This is a genomic window from Pseudoalteromonas sp. R86517, assembly GCF_042466295.1.
GTDB lineage: Bacteria > Pseudomonadota > Gammaproteobacteria > Enterobacterales > Alteromonadaceae > Pseudoalteromonas > Pseudoalteromonas atlantica.
The window spans coordinates 465,191-484,571 of the sequence record NZ_JAXHCB010000003.1 but is presented as its reverse complement, the minus strand read 5'-3'; the positions used below and the strand labels follow the sequence as shown (position 1 = coordinate 484,571).

Annotated in this window: 18 protein-coding genes; 7 read left to right on the top strand and 11 right to left on the bottom strand. The window is 41.8% G+C overall.

The annotated features are described in order from the left end of the window. Window positions 1-1,986, bottom strand: a complete 1,986-nt coding sequence (locus SJY38_RS18835) for an AMP-binding protein (RefSeq protein ID WP_377110574.1) — start codon at window positions 1,984-1,986, stop codon at window positions 1-3. Window positions 1,987-2,112: 126 nt separating this feature from the next. Next, the gene (locus SJY38_RS18830; protein ID WP_377110573.1) at window positions 2,113-2,919 is read right to left on the bottom strand and encodes a class II aldolase/adducin family protein; all 807 of its coding nucleotides are present in this window, start codon (window positions 2,917-2,919) and stop codon (window positions 2,113-2,115) included. Between the two features lie 90 nt (window positions 2,920-3,009). Between SJY38_RS18830 and SJY38_RS18825 the strand changes: the two genes are divergently transcribed. Continuing rightward, window positions 3,010-3,939 carry a LysR family transcriptional regulator gene (locus SJY38_RS18825; RefSeq protein ID WP_377110572.1) on the top strand — a complete coding sequence of 310 codons (930 nt, stop codon included), beginning with the start codon at window positions 3,010-3,012 and terminating at the stop codon, window positions 3,937-3,939. Here SJY38_RS18825 and SJY38_RS18820 read toward each other — a convergent pair. The 4 genes from SJY38_RS18820 to SJY38_RS18805 all read right to left on the bottom strand — a co-directional run bounded on the left by SJY38_RS18820 (window position 3,923) and on the right by SJY38_RS18805 (window position 8,302). Continuing rightward, window positions 3,923-6,307 (bottom strand): TonB-dependent receptor, encoded by a 2,385-nt coding sequence (locus tag SJY38_RS18820; RefSeq protein ID WP_377110571.1) that lies wholly within the window; start codon window positions 6,305-6,307, stop codon window positions 3,923-3,925. The two genes, SJY38_RS18825 and SJY38_RS18820, sit on opposite strands and share 17 nt — an antisense overlap. Window positions 6,308-6,470: 163 nt before the next feature. Further along, window positions 6,471-7,208: a phytanoyl-CoA dioxygenase family protein gene (locus SJY38_RS18815; protein WP_377110570.1), complete on the bottom strand. Its 738-nt coding sequence runs from the start codon at window positions 7,206-7,208 to the stop codon at window positions 6,471-6,473. Further along, entirely contained in the window at window positions 7,205-7,795 is a 591-nt protein-coding gene (locus SJY38_RS18810; RefSeq protein WP_377110569.1) for a uracil-DNA glycosylase family protein, read from the bottom strand. Before SJY38_RS18810 ends, SJY38_RS18815 begins: the two co-directional genes overlap by 4 nt. Before the next feature lie 150 nt (window positions 7,796-7,945). Further along, the gene (locus tag SJY38_RS18805; protein ID WP_006793291.1) at window positions 7,946-8,302 is read right to left on the bottom strand and encodes a VOC family protein; all 357 of its coding nucleotides are present in this window, start codon (window positions 8,300-8,302) and stop codon (window positions 7,946-7,948) included. 222 nt (window positions 8,303-8,524) lie between these two features. Here SJY38_RS18805 and SJY38_RS18800 point away from each other — a divergent pair, with 222 nt between their 5' ends. From SJY38_RS18800 to SJY38_RS18790, 3 genes are read left to right on the top strand one after another with little or no spacing between them, the layout of a single operon-like run. Continuing rightward, window positions 8,525-8,863, top strand: a complete 339-nt coding sequence (locus SJY38_RS18800) for a hypothetical protein (protein WP_004588277.1) — start codon at window positions 8,525-8,527, stop codon at window positions 8,861-8,863. Continuing rightward, window positions 8,860-10,455 (top strand): PepSY domain-containing protein, encoded by a 1,596-nt coding sequence (locus SJY38_RS18795; protein WP_289107772.1) that lies wholly within the window; start codon window positions 8,860-8,862, stop codon window positions 10,453-10,455. Before SJY38_RS18800 ends, SJY38_RS18795 begins: the two co-directional genes overlap by 4 nt. Next, window positions 10,452-10,793 (top strand): DUF3325 domain-containing protein, encoded by a 342-nt coding sequence (locus SJY38_RS18790; protein ID WP_289107773.1) that lies wholly within the window; start codon window positions 10,452-10,454, stop codon window positions 10,791-10,793. The genes SJY38_RS18795 and SJY38_RS18790 overlap by 4 nt, the downstream gene beginning before the upstream one ends. A 237-nt stretch (window positions 10,794-11,030) precedes the next feature. Here the strand turns inward: SJY38_RS18790 and SJY38_RS18785 are convergent, their stop codons facing one another. Beyond that, complete coding sequence (locus SJY38_RS18785; protein WP_289107774.1) at window positions 11,031-11,552, bottom strand: lipocalin family protein; 522 nt, start codon at window positions 11,550-11,552, stop codon at window positions 11,031-11,033. A gap of 120 nt (window positions 11,553-11,672) precedes the next feature. Between SJY38_RS18785 and SJY38_RS18780 the strand changes: the two genes are divergently transcribed. Genes SJY38_RS18780 through SJY38_RS18770 form a run of 3 tightly spaced genes read left to right on the top strand, consistent with a single transcriptional unit; the run spans window position 11,673 to window position 13,082 of the window. Further along, window positions 11,673-12,128, top strand: coding sequence for a YaiI/YqxD family protein (locus SJY38_RS18780; RefSeq protein ID WP_289107775.1), 456 nt, complete (start codon window positions 11,673-11,675; stop codon window positions 12,126-12,128). A 1-nt stretch (window position 12,129) separates the two neighbouring features. Next, entirely contained in the window at window positions 12,130-12,672 is a 543-nt protein-coding gene (locus tag SJY38_RS18775) for a DUF6942 family protein (protein WP_286744827.1), read from the top strand. A 17-nt stretch (window positions 12,673-12,689) separates the two neighbouring features. Beyond that, window positions 12,690-13,082 (top strand): ACT domain-containing protein, encoded by a 393-nt coding sequence (locus SJY38_RS18770; protein WP_377110568.1) that lies wholly within the window; start codon window positions 12,690-12,692, stop codon window positions 13,080-13,082. 106 nt (window positions 13,083-13,188) lie between these two features. On the opposite strand, the gene SJY38_RS18765 is transcribed toward SJY38_RS18770, so the two are convergent. The 4 genes from SJY38_RS18765 to SJY38_RS18750 all read right to left on the bottom strand — a co-directional run bounded on the left by SJY38_RS18765 (window position 13,189) and on the right by SJY38_RS18750 (window position 19,350). Further along, the gene (locus SJY38_RS18765) at window positions 13,189-13,620 is read right to left on the bottom strand and encodes a hypothetical protein (protein ID WP_377110567.1); all 432 of its coding nucleotides are present in this window, start codon (window positions 13,618-13,620) and stop codon (window positions 13,189-13,191) included. A gap of 166 nt (window positions 13,621-13,786) precedes the next feature. After that, window positions 13,787-14,443: a class I SAM-dependent methyltransferase gene (locus SJY38_RS18760; protein ID WP_377110566.1), complete on the bottom strand. Its 657-nt coding sequence runs from the start codon at window positions 14,441-14,443 to the stop codon at window positions 13,787-13,789. Between the two features lie 12 nt (window positions 14,444-14,455). After that, window positions 14,456-18,106 carry an AAA family ATPase gene (locus SJY38_RS18755; RefSeq protein WP_377110565.1) on the bottom strand — a complete coding sequence of 1,217 codons (3,651 nt, stop codon included), beginning with the start codon at window positions 18,104-18,106 and terminating at the stop codon, window positions 14,456-14,458. Continuing rightward, window positions 18,103-19,350, bottom strand: coding sequence for an exonuclease SbcCD subunit D (locus SJY38_RS18750; protein ID WP_377110564.1), 1,248 nt, complete (start codon window positions 19,348-19,350; stop codon window positions 18,103-18,105). The genes SJY38_RS18755 and SJY38_RS18750 overlap by 4 nt, the downstream gene beginning before the upstream one ends. Window positions 19,351-19,381: the final 31 nt, after the last annotated feature.

The window sequence follows — 19,381 nt, the reverse complement described above, 5'->3', positions numbered from 1 at the left end:
TTAGGCGGCCTCTGTTGTTTTTAATGCCAGCACTTCGTAGTTAAATGAGTACGGGGTTAGCAGCGTTTTTATCTGTTGTTGCAGCGCGTTTAACTCATCTTCATTAACTAAAATTGTGGCTTTTATGCCTAACTTTTTATCAGCAAACACATTTATTTGCACGGTTTTGTTGATTAATTGCTCGCTTAGAGTCTCTGTAATGGTTTGTTTTATTTCTAGGCAAACCAGTTCGGGCTTATAAATTTTACCTACGGCAGTAAGCGGTATTTCATCAATTATATAAATAGCTTTTGGTATTGCTGCTCGCTCAGGTATGTTGGCGCTAACATACGTGGTGAGCTCATCAAGTTTAAGCGTGCTATTTGGGCTTAGCGTTACGTAAAGTACCGGCACTTCGCCTGCATAGCTGTCGGGGCGTGGCACGGCGGCTGCAAGTGTTACATCGGGGTGGCTGGTTGCGGCATCTTCTATCATTTTGGGGTCTATATTGTGCCCGCCACGTATTATTAGCTCCTTTTGCCTACCACATAAAGATACATACCCGCTCTCATCTATTTTTCCTAAATCGCCGGTTCTAAAATACTGTTGGCCGTTTTCATCAACTACCCATGCGCCTTGGTTATGCGCATCTTCTACGTAACCGGGAAATACGTTATTACCGGTTATTATTATTTCGCCAACATCGAGTGTATCGCACATTTTAACAAGCGTGCCTTGCTCGTTTATATCGGCAATTTTAAGCGTAATACCAGGTATTGGCAGCCCTACAGAAGCCTCTTTATTAATTGGGTTTACAGGCATTAACGTACTTACCGAGCTGCCCTCAGTTGAGCCATAACCCTCTACCAGTGGGGTGTTTGTGAGTTTAGTAAACAGGGCTTGTAAATCTGATGAAAGCGGCGCGGCCCCACAAATAGCAAACTTCATTTTAAGCGGTGGCACCGATATTTTTTGCGAGGTAATTTGCTCAACCATAGCCGCGTAAACAGTAGGTACGGCGGTCATAACGGCTACATCGTAATTATTAATTAGGGTGAGTAAGTTTTGAATGATGTTTTTACCTCTAAAGCCAGAAGGGCTTGCGAGTAAAATTTTACAGCCTTTCATAACCGAGGCTATGCCTGTGGCTACCGCCGCATTTACATGAAATATGGGCAAACCTACTAGCATGGTATCGCCTGCGTTTACTGGCGAAAGTAAATTAACCTGCCCTGCATTGGTGAGCTGGTTTAAGTGTAAGTGCTTGGCAAGTTTTGGTAGGCCGGTGGTACCACCCGTATGAAAATACGCGCACACATCGCTTTGCTCAGGCAAAATAAAATTAGCTGCTTGCGTATTTTGCGCCGCGAGTAACTTTTTAAACCCATACACGGGTACTTTATTATTTTGCGAGCACGCTATGTCGTCACCAAATAAGCTAATAACCGCTTTTAGGCCAGGTATATGCTCTTTAATCGCCATTACTTTTTGCCAAATATCGCTACCAGGGACTGGGCCTAGGGCAATGATTACTTTGGTATTGGCTGAGATCATAATTTCTTTCATTATGGACTCATCAAACAAGGGGTTTATGGGGTTTGCAATGCCAGCGGCCTCTGCTGCCCAAAGCGATACATAGGTTTCAGGGAAGTTAGGTAGCACCAGCGAAGTTACCTCGGTTTTTGTAATACCCAACGAGTGCAATGCATTACCAAGCCCTGTTACGTTATTGGCAAGCGCTTTGTAGCTCATTTTACGGTGCGGATTTGCAAAGCTTTTACCTTTAAAGGTCATTAAAATGCGGTGAATAAGCTTTTTTGCAAACGGAATTTGCGCTTCGCTAATGCAGTCGCCATCTAAAATGTATTCAATAGCGGTTGCATCACCAAAGTTTTTTGCCGATTGTAAAATGGCATGATAAGTAGAGCGAGGAAGTTGCTCTGGTGATATTTCCGCAAGGTTTAAATTGCCAACATCGGCGTGGTTTTTAATTGTTGTTATATTCATAAAACCCTCAACGTATCTTTATAATGTGTGTTTGCGTGTGAGTGCATAGTATTTAAACGCGGCTTTGGTGTGTGGGCCATTACCGCGCAAAATTTAGTCTATCAAAATTAAGTTATTGCCAGTGTTTTAATCTAAAAAACTGTCATCTTGTGCGGCAACAACCTGATACATGGGCTGAAAGTTCCCCCATGTAACTAGCTCTGAGCCATTGGCTTGTTTAGTGTGTAGCGCAACATCGTGAGAGATAAGCTTAGGCTCGCCTGCGGCTTGCGCTAATAATTGGCTTTGGCAGCAGCTATCTAGCAATACAAAATTGGCAACTGCGGCATCAACCGACGAACCAACGGTAAGTAAACCATGGTTTTGCAAAATAACAGCGCAGTGATCACCCAGTGACTTAGCTATCATGTCGCCCTCTTCGCTGTCGGCCACTACGCCGCTAAATACATCAAATACGCTGTGGTTTTCGTAAAATACGCAGGCATCTTGCGAAATTGGTTTAAGTAACTCTCCTAATGCCGAAAACGCACGGCCATAACGTGTATGGGCATGGGCTACTGCGTTTACGTCGGGTCGCGCCATATGTATGCGTGAATGAATAGCAAACGCGGCATTATTAATCGGTGTGCTGCCTTCAATAATATTACCTTTATGATCAACCCGAATAAGATCTGACGCTTTAATATGCGCAAAGTGCATACCCACTGGGTTTACCCAAAAGGTATCGGGCTCAATGCAGTCGCGAAGTGTTATATGCCCAGCAAGTCCTTCATCAAAACCGTACATGGCAAATACTCTAAAGCCTGCGGCTAGGCGTTGTTTTTCGTAGCTGCGTTGCTCCTCAAGGGTGTTAAATTTAGGCGGCATAATAAGTTTAAATTTGTCGCTGCCTATGGTCATTTTTGCGGCTTGCTGCTCTAGTGTATTGCTCATAATAATCCTAAATTAAACTCTGTTGACTTTAGTTTAGTCTCGCTTAAGATAAATAGAAGTGATGTTAATTAATGGTTAAACATAAATACTATGCATGGAAAGATAGATTTAAACCTGTTTGTAATACTTAAAACGGTATACCAAGAGGGCAGTATTACCACTGCAGCGGATAAACTGCATTTAACGCAACCTGCTGTTAGCCATGCGCTTTCTCGCCTTAGAGAAAAGTTTGACGACCCATTATTTATTCGCCACGGGCGGCGTATGGTGCCCTCACCTTTTTGCCAAAAAATAATAGCGCAAGTTATTGAGTCGGTGCAGGTATTAGAGTCAACCTTAAATAACGAACGGCTTTTTGATATAGCCGCCTTTAAGCGCGAAATAAAATTTGGCTTTAGAGATATTTTAGAATCGATATTTTTTCCGCCGCTAATGAGCGACCTACTCACAAACACCCCCAATATCACGATTAACAGCCGACAGGTGTCACATGTTGATATGGAAAAATCACTCGAAAACCAAGAGCTCGATATAGTCATTGATGTGCTTACCCCAACGAGTAACCACATAAAAAACACCTTTATTTGTAATGAGCATTTTTCGCTAATTTGTAGGCGCGATCACCCAATATTAAATGACTTAACCGTACAAAATTACGCAAAGGCATCGCACGCGTTGGTGTCGTTAAAAGGTGCGCAGGTAGATATTATTGATATGGCGCTGGCAAAGCATGCACTTGCCCGTAATGTAGTGCTTAAATGTGAACATTATTTTGCGGCGACTAAAGTGATTAGCCAAAGCGACATGATAATGACAATGCCAAACGCGTACGCGCAGGTATTAAAAGAGCAAATGCCTGTGCATGTAACTAGCTTGCCGTTTGATGTGCCGTTAATGCCTGTGCACATGTATTGGCACGAACAAGCCGATGACGATTTAGTAAATAGTTGGATGCGAGAAAAGCTGCTAGGTTTAGCCCAGCAACTTATCCCTGCTGACAAACTTAAAAGCGGTAATTAAATTGTGCGTGATAACTGCGCCCACGCTCTGATAAAAAACGGTGTGCGTAGCTAATAACTGGCACATCGTTGGCCTGCGAAAAAGTGTGTTTATCGGTTAAATTTTTAGCCAATAACGCCACCGACCAATCTCCTTCACTGCTACCTAGTTCTATGCGTAAATTTAGCTTTTCAAAAGCACTTTGCTTGGCTATTGGGTCAAGGTCTTGCTCTAAAAAGTAATCGTCACTAAAGTTAAGCGCTAAATTGCTACTTAAAGTAAGGTTTGAAAACACCTCGGTATTGTAATCAATCGCTATATTGCCTGAGTAATCGGGAGCAAACGCGCCAGTTTGCCCGGTTAAATCTTGAAACGCTTGGCCAAGTAGCTCGCTTTGCATAACCGTTGGCGAGGCACTGGCGTATTGCTCGTATTCAAAATCAAGCACCGCAAGGTTTGCCGATAGCTGCCAATTTTGATTTATTGCCCAGCGCGAATCGAGCTCAATCCCTTTTACTTTGGTTTCGGCAGCATTTTTAACTACAAATGCATTACCATTAAATTCAGAAACTTGTAGGTCATCGTACAGGGTGTAAAACAGTGTAGCGTTTACTTGTAGAGTATTTTTAATTGGCTCGGCTTTTATGCCAAATTCAAAGTTTGTGGCTTTTTCGTCGTCAAACTCAAAGCCTGAGTTTTCATCAACCGTGTTACCTTGTGAGCCATTTAAGCCAGAACCATCAAAACCACCAGCTTTGTAGCCTATGCCAGCGCTTGCAAATAACATGGTGTTGTTAAACCCTAAATACTGCACACTAATATTGGGTGATAAGTGCGATTCATCACGCTTAGCGTTAAGGTTATGTACCCCCGCGCCTGAGAGCTGCCCTGCAATAGTGGGCGCAGCGGCATTGGCAAATTGTTGTACGGCTTGCGGTGTGTTTGGCTCAAATACGCTATACACACTTTGTACGCTGCTCACTTCTTTTTCTTCTTTTTGATAACGCAGGCCAAAATTAGCGCGCCATTGCGCGTTTACATTCCAAGTAAGGGCGGTAAATGCGGAGTAGCTTTGTTGGTCTTGATCAAACAGCGCATTTACGCCCAATGATGTACCCACTAAATCAGGAATAAGTAACGATGCACCAAATAAAATATCGTTTGGGTGTTCAAGCTCGCTGCTCATGTAAAAAATGCCCGCTACGTATTCAAGCGTGCGCCCTGTTGGCGAGCTTACTCTAAACTCTTGCGTAAACTGGTTATAGGTTTCTAAGTAGTCTTGTTTTATAAGCGGGATTTCTGAAAAGTCGGCGTCAAAGGTTGAATCCCAATCGTACTCGCTATACGTGGTTACAGAGGTAAATTCGTATTCGCCATAGTTATAGGTTAATTTAAGTGATGCGTTATCAAGCGTGGTTTTACTTTGCTCATTAAGCCCACCTGGGTGACCATCGCCCGATACCGAACTTGTGTAATCAAGGCCCGAGTTGTCGCTTAATAAAAGTGAACGATACCCTACATTGCCTGGGTTAGTAGGGTCATTTGCTATTTGTAAATCTCGGTTGGGAGTATCAATAATGTATTGGTAGCGCGAACCGTGCGACTCAAACTCACCGTGTTCCCACTTAAACAATGCGTTTATATCATCGTTTATTTGCCAATCTATTGATAAACGTGCACCTGATGAGTCGTTAGATTGCTCATCACTTTGGCGCGCTTGGTTATATAAAAAGCCATCAACAGAATGATCAAACGCGGCAATACGAATGGCTAAATCATCGTTAATAGGAATATTTATAGCGCCTGTAAAGCGCTTTTCGTTATCAAAGCCAAACTCTGCCGATACGTTGCCTTCAAGTACATCGGTTGGCGAATTTGAGATCATACTAAAGGCTCCTGCTGTGGCGTTTTTACCAAACATAACCGACTGCGGGCCTTTTATAAGCTCAAGGCGCTGCATATCTAAAAATGGAAATTTAGCCTGATGCCCGCGCCCTAAATACACGCCATCTTTATACATAGCAACCGATTGCTCAAAGCCTGAGTTAGTACCCGAGCCTATGCCGCGTACAAAAATACGTTTGCTGCTTGAGGTTTCGGTTATATGCACGTTAGGTAGGTTTTCGCTTAGGGCGAGTAAATCGTCAACACTGTTTTGCTCGAGGTAGTCGCCAGAAAGCGCTTGAATAGAGGTAGGAATATCTTGTAGCGATTGGACCCGCTTTTGCGAGGTGACGGTAATGGTTTCAAGCTCACTTTTATTTATTTTTTGCTCGCCAGCTTGTGCCATACCCACGCTTAATGCGCTGAGCGTAAATAAAGTAAGTGTTTTTTGTTTTAAAAAAGCAGGTTTTAAACGTGTGTGTGATTGTGTGTGTTCAGTTGTCATAGCTGCAACTCCATTATAGAGGTTATTTTTATTGGATAATTTTGCGTCTATTTCATACTGACGAGTCTTAAAATAAATAACAGTGATGTTTATTTATTCAGCACTATTAGTAATATTTATAGTTAAGCGAAAAAGTGTTGTCTTAAATGGGGTTATAGCGGGTTTAAAGTGGGTTAAAAAATACTTGCGGATTAGCGGTTTTATTTGCTATTGCCGAGCTTGGGGTGTTTGCTGCATTGATAAAGGCAGTAAGCTGTGGTGCATTTTCGCAAAAAATAATATCCAGTGCTAGGCGGTTTTTGCCGTATAAACCTCGGTGAATCATATTGGCTGAAAACAACAGTAAGTCTCCCGCATTAAGTTTAATAACTTTGCCTGTAGTTAGGTTATCGCTTGGCAGTTTATTATTTTTTGCAAGACGTACATTTAGCTCCTCTGGTGTATCCCAATTTTTATGCGAGTGGGGTACAAGCTCTATACCTGGCTCGTCTTCAAGGGCTAACCGGCAGTGCACTACGTCGGGCCCGTTTAACGCAGCTTGTTGCTCTTGCACATTTAAATGGTATTGCATATCGCGATGCCAATAATTTTTTTGTGTAACATTTACGGGATTGAAAAATAACTGAGTATTTAAAAACAGTGGCTCACTAATCGCCTTTTTTACACGCTTAATTAATTTGTTATCAGCTATTAAACTAAATAAGGCTTCGTTTTGCTGCGCCGTTAAATACTCACTATTTGTTATGCCTGAGCTGTTAATTGCACGGGATTTATAAAGCTCACGGTTATTAGCCTTCCACTTTGTATGAAAGGCATTAACTAGGAGCTTAATTTTATTTAGCTCTTCGGTGCTGTAAAGCCCCTTTACAAGCATATAACCGTTTGATTTATAGCTGTTCATTGTGGTTCTTTATTTAATATTGCAGCAACGCGCCCAGCAAGTTCTGGCAGTACATCTTGTGCAAACCATGGGTTCTTTTTAAGCCAAATATTATTGCGTGGGCTTGGGTGTGGTAGCACCAAATGCTCCGGCCAATATTCACGCCACGATTTTACTAACTCGGTTAAGGGCCTGTTTTTAGTATGCGGTAAATGATAAGCCTGCGCGTATTTACCAAGCACGATTGTTAGCTCTAAATTTGGCAGAGCGGCCAGTAATTGCGCTCTCCAAGCGGGTGCACATTCTTTACGCGGGGGTAAGTCGCTCGTCTTACCTTTACCAGGGTAACAAAATCCCATAGGTAAAATAGCTATTTTTTGCGGATCATAAAACTCATCAGCACTTAGCCCAAGCCATTCGCGTAGGCGGTTTCCGCTGGCGTCGTTAAAGGGCTTGCCAGTTTCGTGTACTTTTATGCCCGGTGCTTGGCCGGCAATTAAAATACGCGCATTGGCATTAAATTGTATAACGGGGCGAGCACCTAACGGTAAATGAGGTTCACAGATCACGCATTTACTAACTTGCTCAATTAAATTGATCGGATCCATATAAATCTGGCCTTAAATGCTTAAGTTTTGTTCTAAATGGCCATTTAGACCTAATGAGTTGGTAAAAAATCGGTTTATTTTACTCAAATTAGTTATTAGTTGGTAAAATCGTGATCTCATTTAAAAATAACAACTAATCACTTGATATATTTATTGTTTTTCTGACCATACGGCAAATTCGTTACCACTGGGCTCGGTAAAATGAAAGCGGCAGCCACCGGGGAACTCAAAAATAGGTTTTACTATTTTGCCGCCATATTGCGCTACTTTTTTATAGGTAGCGTGAATGTCGTTACTGTAAAACACCAGCAGTGCGGCCCCATGTTGAGTAAGTGATTTAAGCGGTGCTTTAAAAAAGCCACCATCAAGCCCCTGGCCGCTAAATGCCGTATACTCTGGGCCGTAGTCGGTAAATTGCCAGTTAAACACGTTAGTAAAAAAGCTTTTTGTCGCTGTTAAATCGCACGCGGGAAACTCTACATAATTTAGTTTTTCGTGGTTGCTCATTTTAAATTAACTCTTTGGCTTGCCAGTATTGACCACTGTAAACCTTCGTAATTAGCTAAGCAATAACCCTAAAACAGCAGAGATCAGTATTTTACTAACATGCTAGGCACTAATGTTAAATTAACTAGAATATACAAATGAGAATCGCTATCTTTTGTATTTGTAAGCTTTATAATAACGCCTTATTTTTATCCTCGTATTTGAATAAGGGATTTGTTAACTATGCAGGCACCTCTGCACATAGCACCTTTTACAAAAACTAACCTAGCTGCGCTTTTAAATGTGGCCCAAAGCTATAGAGTGTTAGTATTTTTGCGTTTTATTATTGCCATAGTGGGTGGTTATGCGTTTACCTCAGCGTGTATTTCATTATTAAGTGTACTGCTGCCCATTCCTAAGCAAGATGCCGTATTACTGTGTGTGTCTATCAGTATTTTAATTTACGCCGCAGTGTTTATTTATGCGTTTTCGGTTAAGTCGTTAAAAACTGTTTGGATCAGTATTTTACTAAGTACCGGTTTTTTTGTTGCTGTATTAGCATTACTGAAGGGTTGGCTATGAAAGACAGTTTTTTTAGGTCGATGACATGGCTACATACATGGGTGGGCTTACTTACCTGTTGGATTATTTACGTAATATTTTTTGCAGGCACAGCGAGCTTTTTTAGAGACGAAATAAACTTGTGGAATCAACCGGCTATACACAATGTGCAAGCCCAAACCGACAGAGTGGCCGCGCAAAGGCAGCAAATTATAAAGGGCTTTGATTATTTAAATCAGCACGCTGCAAATTCCCCTAGTTGGCGTATTACCTTGCCTGAAGAGCGAATACCGTATTTGGTATATGGCTATGCAAAACCTAAAGAGCCGGGGCAGCGCCGCAGCCAGTTTGTAAATACCCAATTAAACCCAAACACCATGAAAGCGCTGCCTCCTTTTGTTGAAAGTAAAGGTGGTAACTTTTTTTACCGGTTGCATTATCAGCTTTATTATTTAGATGCCATAACAGGTCGCTGGGTAGTGTGTTTTGCCAGCTTTTTTATGCTGCTGGCAATAATTTCGGGCGTGGTTATTCATAAGCGCATATTTAAAGATATGTTTACCTTTAGGCGCAATAAAGGGACTCGTAGCTGGTTAGATGCACATAATTTAAGCTCGGTACTTGCCCTACCGTTTCATTTAATGATTACCTACACAGGCATTATTACGCTTATATTTATGTTGTTCCCCTACCCTGCGTTAACGACGTACGACAAGGGTATGCGTGGCTTTTTTAACGATGTAACACCTAGCAATAACGTGACTAATAACGCCCAAGGCAGTGCAGAATTGCTCCCTATAAACACTATTTTGGATCAAGTTTATACCAAGTGGCCTAGTGCAGATATTACGCGTGTTCAGGTTAGTAAACCGAATATGGCCGCTTCAACAGTAACGGTATTGGTAAGCCCTGCAAAGGCGCTTCGCGATCAATCTCCGCGGCTTTTGTTTAGTGGTGCTACGGGCGAGTTAGTTGCACAAACTGATGACGAACTTAGCAGTAGTAAAGCACTTTATGAATCACTTAACTCTATGCATACAGGGCGCTTTGCTACGCCTTTACTGCGCTGGTTATACGTACTTGGCGGAATTGCAGGCTGCGTAATGATTGGCTCTGGCTGCATAATGTGGGCTAAACGCATACGCGAGCGTAATAAGGGTAAAGCCTCATTTGGCTTACAATTAGTCGAAGCTTTAAACCTTGCCACCATTATGGGTTTACCACTGGCTACTTGCGCCTTTTTTATTGCCAATAGATTACTTAGTCCAACCGTAGCAGGGCGTGGTGAAAAAGAAGTTACAGCGTTCTTTTTAGCATGGTTAGTGGTTGCCGTTATGGCACTTTTAAAGCGCGATAGGCTGCAATGGCGTGTAATGGCTGCCATAAATGCCCTCGCGTGTTTGAGTGTACCGGCAATAAATGCGCTTACCACACAGGGTAATATAGTGAGCTACTTACTTAATAAACAATGGGCCTTGTTTATTTTCGATGCGGTATTTTTACTGTTTAGCATACTGTTTTTAGTACAAACCGAAAAATTACGTACTGCTTCTAGCGCATCTAAAAAAACAGCTAATAACCTAGCCGATAATAAAAAGAGGCAAAAAGCATGATTGATTTACTTAGCTTTAGCCTCTGTTTGTTTGCTTTTAATGGTTTTGCTTTGGCAAAACCAGCGCATTTTAAAACGGTGTTTACAACGCGTCCCTCTAAGCTGCAAAGTAATTTGCTACTAATAGTTGCTTGGATCAGTTTTTTACTAAGTTTATTGTTCTGCGTGGTTACGCAGCAGGGATACGGTGCTTTACTGTTTTGTGGCTTTATGGGTCTAAGTGTATTAATTATAACGATTTTTTATAATTTTATAGAAAAGTTGATTAAGCCATTTAGCTTTTTAAATATGTTACTGATTGGCTTATCGGGGCTATTACTGGCAGTAAATTCACTTTAGTTAGTAAAAACCTGATCCAAAGAAAGCCATTAATTTTAGACAAAAAAATGGCAAGCTATAAAGCTTGCCAACAATAGGGGGATATTCAGTATGTCCAACACTTGCATGTCTCGTTGCAAGTGCAGCTAATATAGCCCTAACATATTTAACTTACCTTACAGTGAGATGATCGTTTTATTACAGCTGTAACAATCATTTGCTCAACAACTGTAAAGCCCCTTTACATAGCTAAATAACCTACTGTTTAACCCAAATAATTTGCTCTGTAGCAAAGCCTAGTTTGTTTGCTTTAGCTATAAAATGTTGTTTAAGTTTGTCACTAACGGTAGGTGTACGCGATAAAAACCATAAAAAGTCGCGGTTATAACTTGTAATAAACGCATATTGGTAGTCGTCTTGGTCTAATTCAAAAATAACGTAAGCACCATAAAATGGGCCAAAAAACGAGACTTTAAAATGGCCTGTGTCAGTCCCTTCTACAAATTTAGCTAAGCCCTGTGCTTCATCCCACTTTTGCTCTTTAGTTATGAAACCTTTGTTGAGCACTTTTACAGTGCCATCGTCGTTTACGGTGTAAGTCGCGGTTACTTGCTCCATACCCTCTTCAAATGAGTGTTCAAGGCGGGCAATTTCGTACCACTTACCTTTGTACTGCTCTAAGTCAAAGTTTTTAACCGGAGTAATGCCCTCAGGTGCGCTTGTGCAGGCGGTGAGTAAAAATAACCCTGTAATGAGTAAAATAGTCGTAATGGCCTTCATGAAAGCTCCTTTTTAAAAGTGATAGTGTTTGTACGGCTCTAAGCCAATAAAGTTTGCTAGCCGATTAAAATAAATTGCTATAGGATCAGCTAAATACTAGAGCAATTAAAAGATTTAAGCATGAAAATATGGGTAGATGCCGACGCATGCCCTGTGGTAATAAAAGAAATACTTTTTAGAGCCGCTGAGCGCACGCAAACACCAACCATTTTAGTAGCTAACCATGCAATGCGCATTCCGCCTTCAAAATTTATAAGCCGCGTACAGGTTTCGAGCGGGTTTGATGTGGCCGATGACGAAATAGTAAAACGCGTAGAAAAAGGCGATTTAGTTATTACTGGCGACATACCGCTAGCCAGTGAAGTTATAGATAACGGTGGCCAAGCACTTAACCCGCGTGGTGAGCTTTACACGCCAGAGAATATTCGCTCGTTATTAAACGTGCGCGACTTTATGGATACCATGCGCTCAAGCGGCGTAGAAATGAGTGGCGGGCCACCACCGCTTAGCCAAACCGACCGCCAAAACTTTGCCAATAACCTCGACCGTATTTTAGCGCAGAAAAAGACGAGCTAGTGTGAGTGAGCAACTAATTGGCTTAGGTGAGCAAGCCTTTAGCGTAGCCGTTTATGTGGCAAAAGCGCCGCCTATGCCCTACTTTGCAACTCTACACAGTGTTGAGCCTGTAATAAACGAGCAAATAAATACCATAAACCAGCACTGTGGTAATGGCTGGCGTAAAGTGTTTAACGTATACGCTAAAGTGTTGTTTGCGCTACCGAGTGAGCATTACAGCTTTGCTAAACAAGCCGCTAGCTGGCAAGCTTATCGCGATACACTTTTACTGCAAAAAAACAGTAAAACAGCGCTGTTATTTAGTGCGCCCATCATTAACGGCACAAATAAAAACCAACTGCATATTATTGCTGGGCGAACCCATGCTAAAAACTTATTACAGCAAGGTAAGCTTAATGCGCAATTTAATTGGTTAGACGATGAGTTTGCAATTGATACAACGAATAACATTATTGTGTGCCCGTACTTTGATTACCGGCAGTTAAGTAATATTAAAATAGCCCGATTAAGCGAGCTAGTTGCCAAGCTTAAAACATCTAATTAAAAATGTAAGGACTCAACATGGCGGGAATTTTAGAGCTAAATACATTATTAAAATCAATGAACCCCGAGCTTAAACAAGGTGAATATATATTTTGTTGTTTAGCAGGCAACCTTGCTGACTACGTTCATTTAAACCCGCTTGCCAGTTACATTGAAGAAGAAGGCCTAACCCTTATTTTAAATGCAGATACCGCCGATAATGCCGGTATTACTTATGAAGCTAAATATAATTTAATTACCCTTAATGTGCATTCAAGCCTTGAGGCTGTTGGGTTAACCGCTGCGGTATCGGCCAAATTAACCGAGCATAATATTAGCACTAACGTAGTAGCTGCGTTTTATCACGACCATATTTTTATACAAACCGATAAAGCGCAGGCCGCGATGAAAGCACTTGGTGAGATTGGTTAAAGGTAGTTGATATAAACCTAATCTGAGTAACACGTATTTAGTGGGATGCGCCCTATGCTTATGTAAAACACAAAGCCGATATTGCAGTATCGGCTTTTGGTATTAATTAGTTTTGATTGCAAAAGTGGTGCGCTACAGGCTCAATTTTTACTGTATCGCCTGCATTTACTACCACGCATTGCGTGTTTTTATCGAGTTTTTGCTTTTGAATAATAGTAAATTCGCCCTCGTTGACAGCGTATAAATTGTATTGATAGGCATCGTTACCGCCTTCAAATAACGCGGTAAATAACCCTCCCACTAACCCACCAATTATTGCTCCGCCGAGCATTTCTTCAGTGTTACCATCTAAGCTGTCTACAAAGCCGAACCCGGCGCCAGCTGCTATGCCTGTGCCTACTTCAGATGAAAGTGTGACGGGTTGCATTGATTCTACTGATGCGTAGTAACGCTTAATAATTTGGTTTTGATTGTTTCGATCTACCCCTTGTGATGCGCAGCCTGAGAGTAGTAATACCGCGATAAGATACTTTTTCATGTTGAGTCCCTGTTAATATTTAATAGGGAAATAATAAGTAGCAACGCATATAAAAGATGTGAGAAGTTTGTTTGTTGCTGTCAGGAAATGTAAGGATGTGTATAAAATAAAACACCGAGTATGCATACTCGGTGTTTTGGGGTTATGTTACTTAAATTTTATACTATTAAACAACGTATCCGCTAAAACCAAGCGCTTTAAAATAAAGCTTAGGAATACCGTATTTGCATTCATTAAGTAACTCGCTAAAGCGCATTCTATCAAGTGAGTAAAATTCACTGTCTAAGTTTTGAGCTGTGTAGGCTTGCCCTGCATCACTTAAGCCTAAATCGGCACACACAGTAATTTGTGCTTCGCGCTCAAAGTCGGTTTCGGGTTTCATTAAATCGCTAATAAATAAGTTTGCGCCTTTATTTAAATTAGCTTTAATATTTTTTAATAGCTGCTTTTTGCTGCCGTCGTCTTTTAAAAAGTGCATTACGAGTAGGCATAGCGCCGCATCGGCCTTAGTAGATAGCTTATCAAGCTCGCCTTCAATAACATTAACGCGCTTTGCTATGCCGTGCTCTTCAAACGCTTGTTTAGCAATTGCGAGCATATCACTTGAGGTATCTTGCGCGGTAAATTGCCAAGTAGGGTTAAGCGCGGCAAGGGCGAGTATTTCTTTGCCTGTGCCTGCGCCCACGACTAAAATATGTGCGTTATCTTTAAGGGTTGCTTTAAGTTGAGCATTAGTAAGTTGGTGCAATAGCTCATAACCAGGGACTAAACGGGTAATGCGGTCGTTGTAATGCGTTGCTTGCTCGCCTGTGAATGTTGGCATTTTTTAACTCCTTTATAAGACTTCAACAGTGGAGTATCCACCACTTTTTTTACTTACATGTACTTGCGTGGCTACGCGTTCACTCATTTCACTCACATGCGATATAACCCCTACTTTACGGCCTTGTGCTTGTAATGAGTCGAGTGCGTCCATAGCAACGCTGAGTGTTTCGCTATCTAACGTACCAAACCCTTCGTCAATAAACAAAGAGTTGATTTGCACTTTGTTTGAAGAAAGCGATGCAAGCCCTAAAGCCAGTGCTAGTGATACTAAAAATGATTCACCACCAGAGAGCGTATTAACAGAGCGTTGTTCGTCGGCCATATCGCGGTCAATAATGGCTATATCGAGCGATTGCGCAATGGCAGTGAGCTCGTAGCGTTTATTGAGGGTTTTTAAATGGCTGTTAGCATAATGCAGCAATATTTTAAGGGTTTGTGTTTGCGCTAAATTACGCATGGTTTTACCGGTTGCATCCCCTAATACTTTATTAAGCACGTGCCACTGCTCTACCTGCTTTTTAAGGGTAGCAAGTTCAGCGTGTTTGCCTTTAAGTGCTTTGGCGTTTTGATTGTGTTGCTCAAGTGCGGTATTAGTGCCAAGCAAACTATTTTGTAGCTCAGTTTGCTCATTGGCTAAGGTCGTTTCTTGCTCTGCTAATTGGCTTTCGCTTTTTTCGGGCTTGTTAGTATTTTGGTGATCTGTTTGCGCCTTTTGCTGTTGCTTAAGCGCTGCATTTGCATCTGTGAGTGCTGCTAAACGCTGCTCAAACTGCATTAATTGCTCTTTTATTTGCTCACTAGTGAGAGTTAGTAAAATAGCGATCTGTTCGTGATTTGCCTCGCTATATTGCGCTTTAAAGTCGCTAAACCAGGCATTGTAGCGCTCTTCAAGTGTACTTTGCTCTTGAGTATGCTCTGCCAAGCGCTGCTCAATATTTTTGAGTGTTATAGCGTGCTCATCGCGTTTTTTAATTGCGCTGTCGTGGGCTTGTTGGCTTGTATGTAACGCCTTTTGGCACTGCTCAAGCTGCGCATTAAGTTTTGCTTGGTAATCATCGGCACTTAATGGCTCGTTGTTAAATAAAGCAAGGCGCTCTGTGCGTGTGGTATTTTGCAGTTGTTGCGCTTTGGCTAAATCGTCTTTTAAAACTTTAAGCGCTTGCTCACTTTTAGCAATTAACGGTGTGAGTTGCTGTAATTGCTGATTAGCGCTGTCTATTTGTTTTTGACTTTGTTCAAGCTGAACCTGTGTTTGCTGGAACTGCTCAACCTGCTGGCTTAAATCGCTCATATTAAGCGTGTTGTTTTGCAATTTCTGCCAAAAGTCACTGTGCTCAAACTGTGCATTAAGGGTGCTGGTAAGCTCGTTAACTTGCGTATTTAGCTCTGCATGTTTAGTGTTTATTTGGCCAAGCTTATTGGTTAATTCAACATGCTGATTATGCAATTGCTGCTGTGTATGTTGCTCGGCTTTTAAGTTATTTATTAGCTGATTTACTTTTTCTTGCAGGGCTGTTTGCTGTTTTTGCGATTCAAAATAGTGCGACTTTTGACTGCTGAGCTGGGCGTATGTTTCATCAAGCTGCTGTGCTGTTAAGTCGTTAAGCTCTGTACGTGCCCCTTGCATTGTTGTTTTAATTTCTAGCTGCTTTGCCTGTGCGCTCTGTATGGCTTGGCTGTATTGGGCGTGCTCAGTGACAAGTATAGCATGTTGAGTTTGGTGCTGGTGCAGCTTAGCTTGGGCGCTATCGTGTTGCTGCTTAGCTTGGTTATAACTTGTTTCAAAATCGGCTATTAGGTTATTTAATTGCGGGTTTTGGCTGCTTGCATACGGGTGCTCTTTTGCCCCGCACACTACACATGGCTCGTTAGGGGTAAGCTGCGTGCGTAAATGCTCTACGTTTTCGCTGGCACGCAGGCGAGCTTGGTTTAATGCGTATTCACTGTGTTTAAGTGCTTGCTCGCAAGAGGCTAAGCTTTGTTGCAATGTTGTTTGCGTTTGCTCACTGTGTACAAGCTTGGCCGCAACCGCCGCTTGTTGTTGTGTGCTGTTTTTTATTTCTTGATTAAACTGCTGGTAGCGCAAACGCTGATCTTTTAAATATTCAATATTTTTAAGTTTGCTATCGCATTGTTCAATATTAAATTGGCGTTGTTGTTCACTTAGCTGGTTAAGATCTTTTTGTTTATGCGCAAGTTGTTGCTCTTGCAACTCTACTTTTTTAGTTTGCTCTGCTAACAGCGCCGCTTGTTTACTTTGCTCTTCTAACAGCTGTTGGTTTTGCGAAGCGGTTGCCTTTATTTGCTCATTGGCACTTAAATACGTATTAAAGCTATGTTGGTAATAATTCCAATCATTAGCCAATGGTTTAAGCTGCGTGTGCTCGTTTAGCCACGTTTGATGCCCAGTGCTGAGTTTTGTTGCCTCATCAAGTGCATTTTGGCTTTGCGTGCACTGCGTTTGTAATTCGCTAAGTTGCTGCTGCTCTTTTTCGCTTTGCTGAGTTAGGCTTGTAATTGTTTGTGCGTGTATAGCAAGTTGGCTGTCGAGCTCGCGGGCTTTTGCAATAATTGGCTCTGCCGTTTGCTTTTGCACTTGCGCTGTTTTTAACTCGCTTTGCTTTGTTGAAAGTGTTGCGGCCTGCTCTTTTATAAGCGCTGCATGGTCAATCGCTTTTAAATCGCTTATTTGCGTACTAAGTGCTTTGTTTTGCGCCGTTAAGTACTCATGACGTTTGCGGTTGTCTTTTATTTCAAGGGCGCTTTGTGCTTGTTTAGCTTGCTCACTTTGCTTTGCTATTGCGTCAAGTTGTTGTTGCGCGTGTTGTTGCTGCTTTATTGCGTGTTCTAGTGCCTGCGATAAGCTAGCTGCTTGTTTATACCAATTTAAGTTTTGCTCTGTTGCTGCATGCGATTTTTTAGTTTGCTCAATTTTTTTAAGTAACTCATCGCGCAGGGTTTGTTTAGCACTTAATTCGTCATCGCTTAATAAGGTGTAGCTTGCAAGGCTTGCATTAAGTAATTCATATTGATCTTTTAGCGCTTTATTACGCTCAAAAATACGTTTACCAATTAAGCTAAATTTATCGGTGCCGGTTAAACACTCTAAAAGTTGTGCGCGTTCATCGCCTGTGGCTTTTAAAAAGGCTGCAAACTCGTGCTGTGCTAATAATACCGCGCGGGAAAACTGATCAAAGCTTAGCCCTATTTTGTTTTCTACTTCTTTTATGGTTTGGCTTTTATCGGCTATTAGGGTTTCATCGGGCAAGGTTAGTAACGTATGCTCAGCTACTTTTAACTTGCCTGTTGCTTTTTTGTGGGTACGGGTAATAACGTAGCGTGCGCGGTATAGTTGTTTATCTTGGCCAACAAAATCAACTTCAGCAAAGCCTTCCCATTTGCCTCTGCGCAGTAAGTTACGCGCATCGTTTAGCTTTATGCTGTCGCCGTTAAAATCAATTAAGTTGCCTTTATCGCCTTTTAAGCGGGCTGTTTTAGTATAAAGCGCTAAACAAATAGCATCTAAAAAGGTGCTTTTACCTGCGCCTGTGTCGCCGGTTATAGCAAACAAGCCCGCATCTTTTAGTGGAGCTTGAGTAAAGTCGATTTCGGCATCGACTATTGAGGCTAAATTATGAATACGAACTGCGGTTATTTTCATAGTTGCTCTTGCTCCGTCAGCTCACTTATTACATCGTTTAACAGTGTTTTTAGCTCATCTGGTACAGCTTGGCCGGCCATATCTTTGTCGTTTGCAAAGGCTTGTTCTAATAAGTTTAATGGGTTGAGCATTTCAATTTCGCTTAAATCTTCAAATACGGCGCTGTTATCGCTTGTTATGGTTTGTTCTCGTACCCGCTCAATGCCACAAAATTTTACGTGTTTACCCTCAAGTGCTTGCTCTATTTGTTCTCTAAAGGTGGTGTCGGTATCACTTGATTTAAGTTTTACGCGTAAATAAGGGGCAATAGTATGTTGTGATGTATCGAGCGCTTTAATTTGCTCGCATAAGTCGCTTAATGGCACGCACTCCCCTTTTGGTAAAATAATCACTTCAGCAGAGCGTGGAATGTAAAGGGGGTTTACAGATGTGCTAATAGTTTGTTTTTCATCACTTTTAAATTCTACTATATTAACTTGGTGCGTGTAGTTACGCTCTGAAAACGACATAGGAATAGGCGTACCGCTGTACCGAATAACGTCTTTTTTAGCGACTTGCTGCGCTTTGTGTAAATGCCCCAGTGCTACGTAGTCTGCCTTGTTACCAAATACATTGGCCGAAATAGACTCCTCCCCACCAATCACTAAATTACGTTCTGAGTCACTTGAAATATCACCGCCTTTGGCATGTAAGTGCCCCATTACAATTAACGGCGAATTTTGCGTGTTAATGCTATAGGCGTGATCAAGAGCAAGCTTATAGGCTTTTTCAACGCCTTGTGCGTAACTAGGGCCGTTTTTAGTATGACTAAGTGAACTTATATCGCTGGTACGTAAAAAAGGCATAGCGACGATTACAGCGCGTTTATTTTGCGTATTTATTTCAATCACGGTATTGGCTGGGTCGGTTACTTCAAAGCGCCCCACTACATGGGTGTCAAACTGAGCAAGTAATGGCTGCGCCGCTAATATACGATTTGCTGAGTCGTGGTTGCCGGCAATAATAACTACATGCAATTGCGGGCAACGCTTTTTAGCATCTTTTATAAATTGGTAAAGTTGGTTTTCGGCGCTGGCACTGGGTGTGGCTGTATGATAAATGTCGCCTGCAACTAAAAGTATATCTATGTGTTGCTCTACAAGGGTGCTAAGTAGCCAAGTAAAAAATGCAGCGTGCTCATCACGGCGGTCATGTTCATAAAATTGTTGGCCTAGGTGCCAATCTGAGGTGTGGAGAACTTTCATATCGCGCTCTTAAAAAACCATAAGAGCGCCA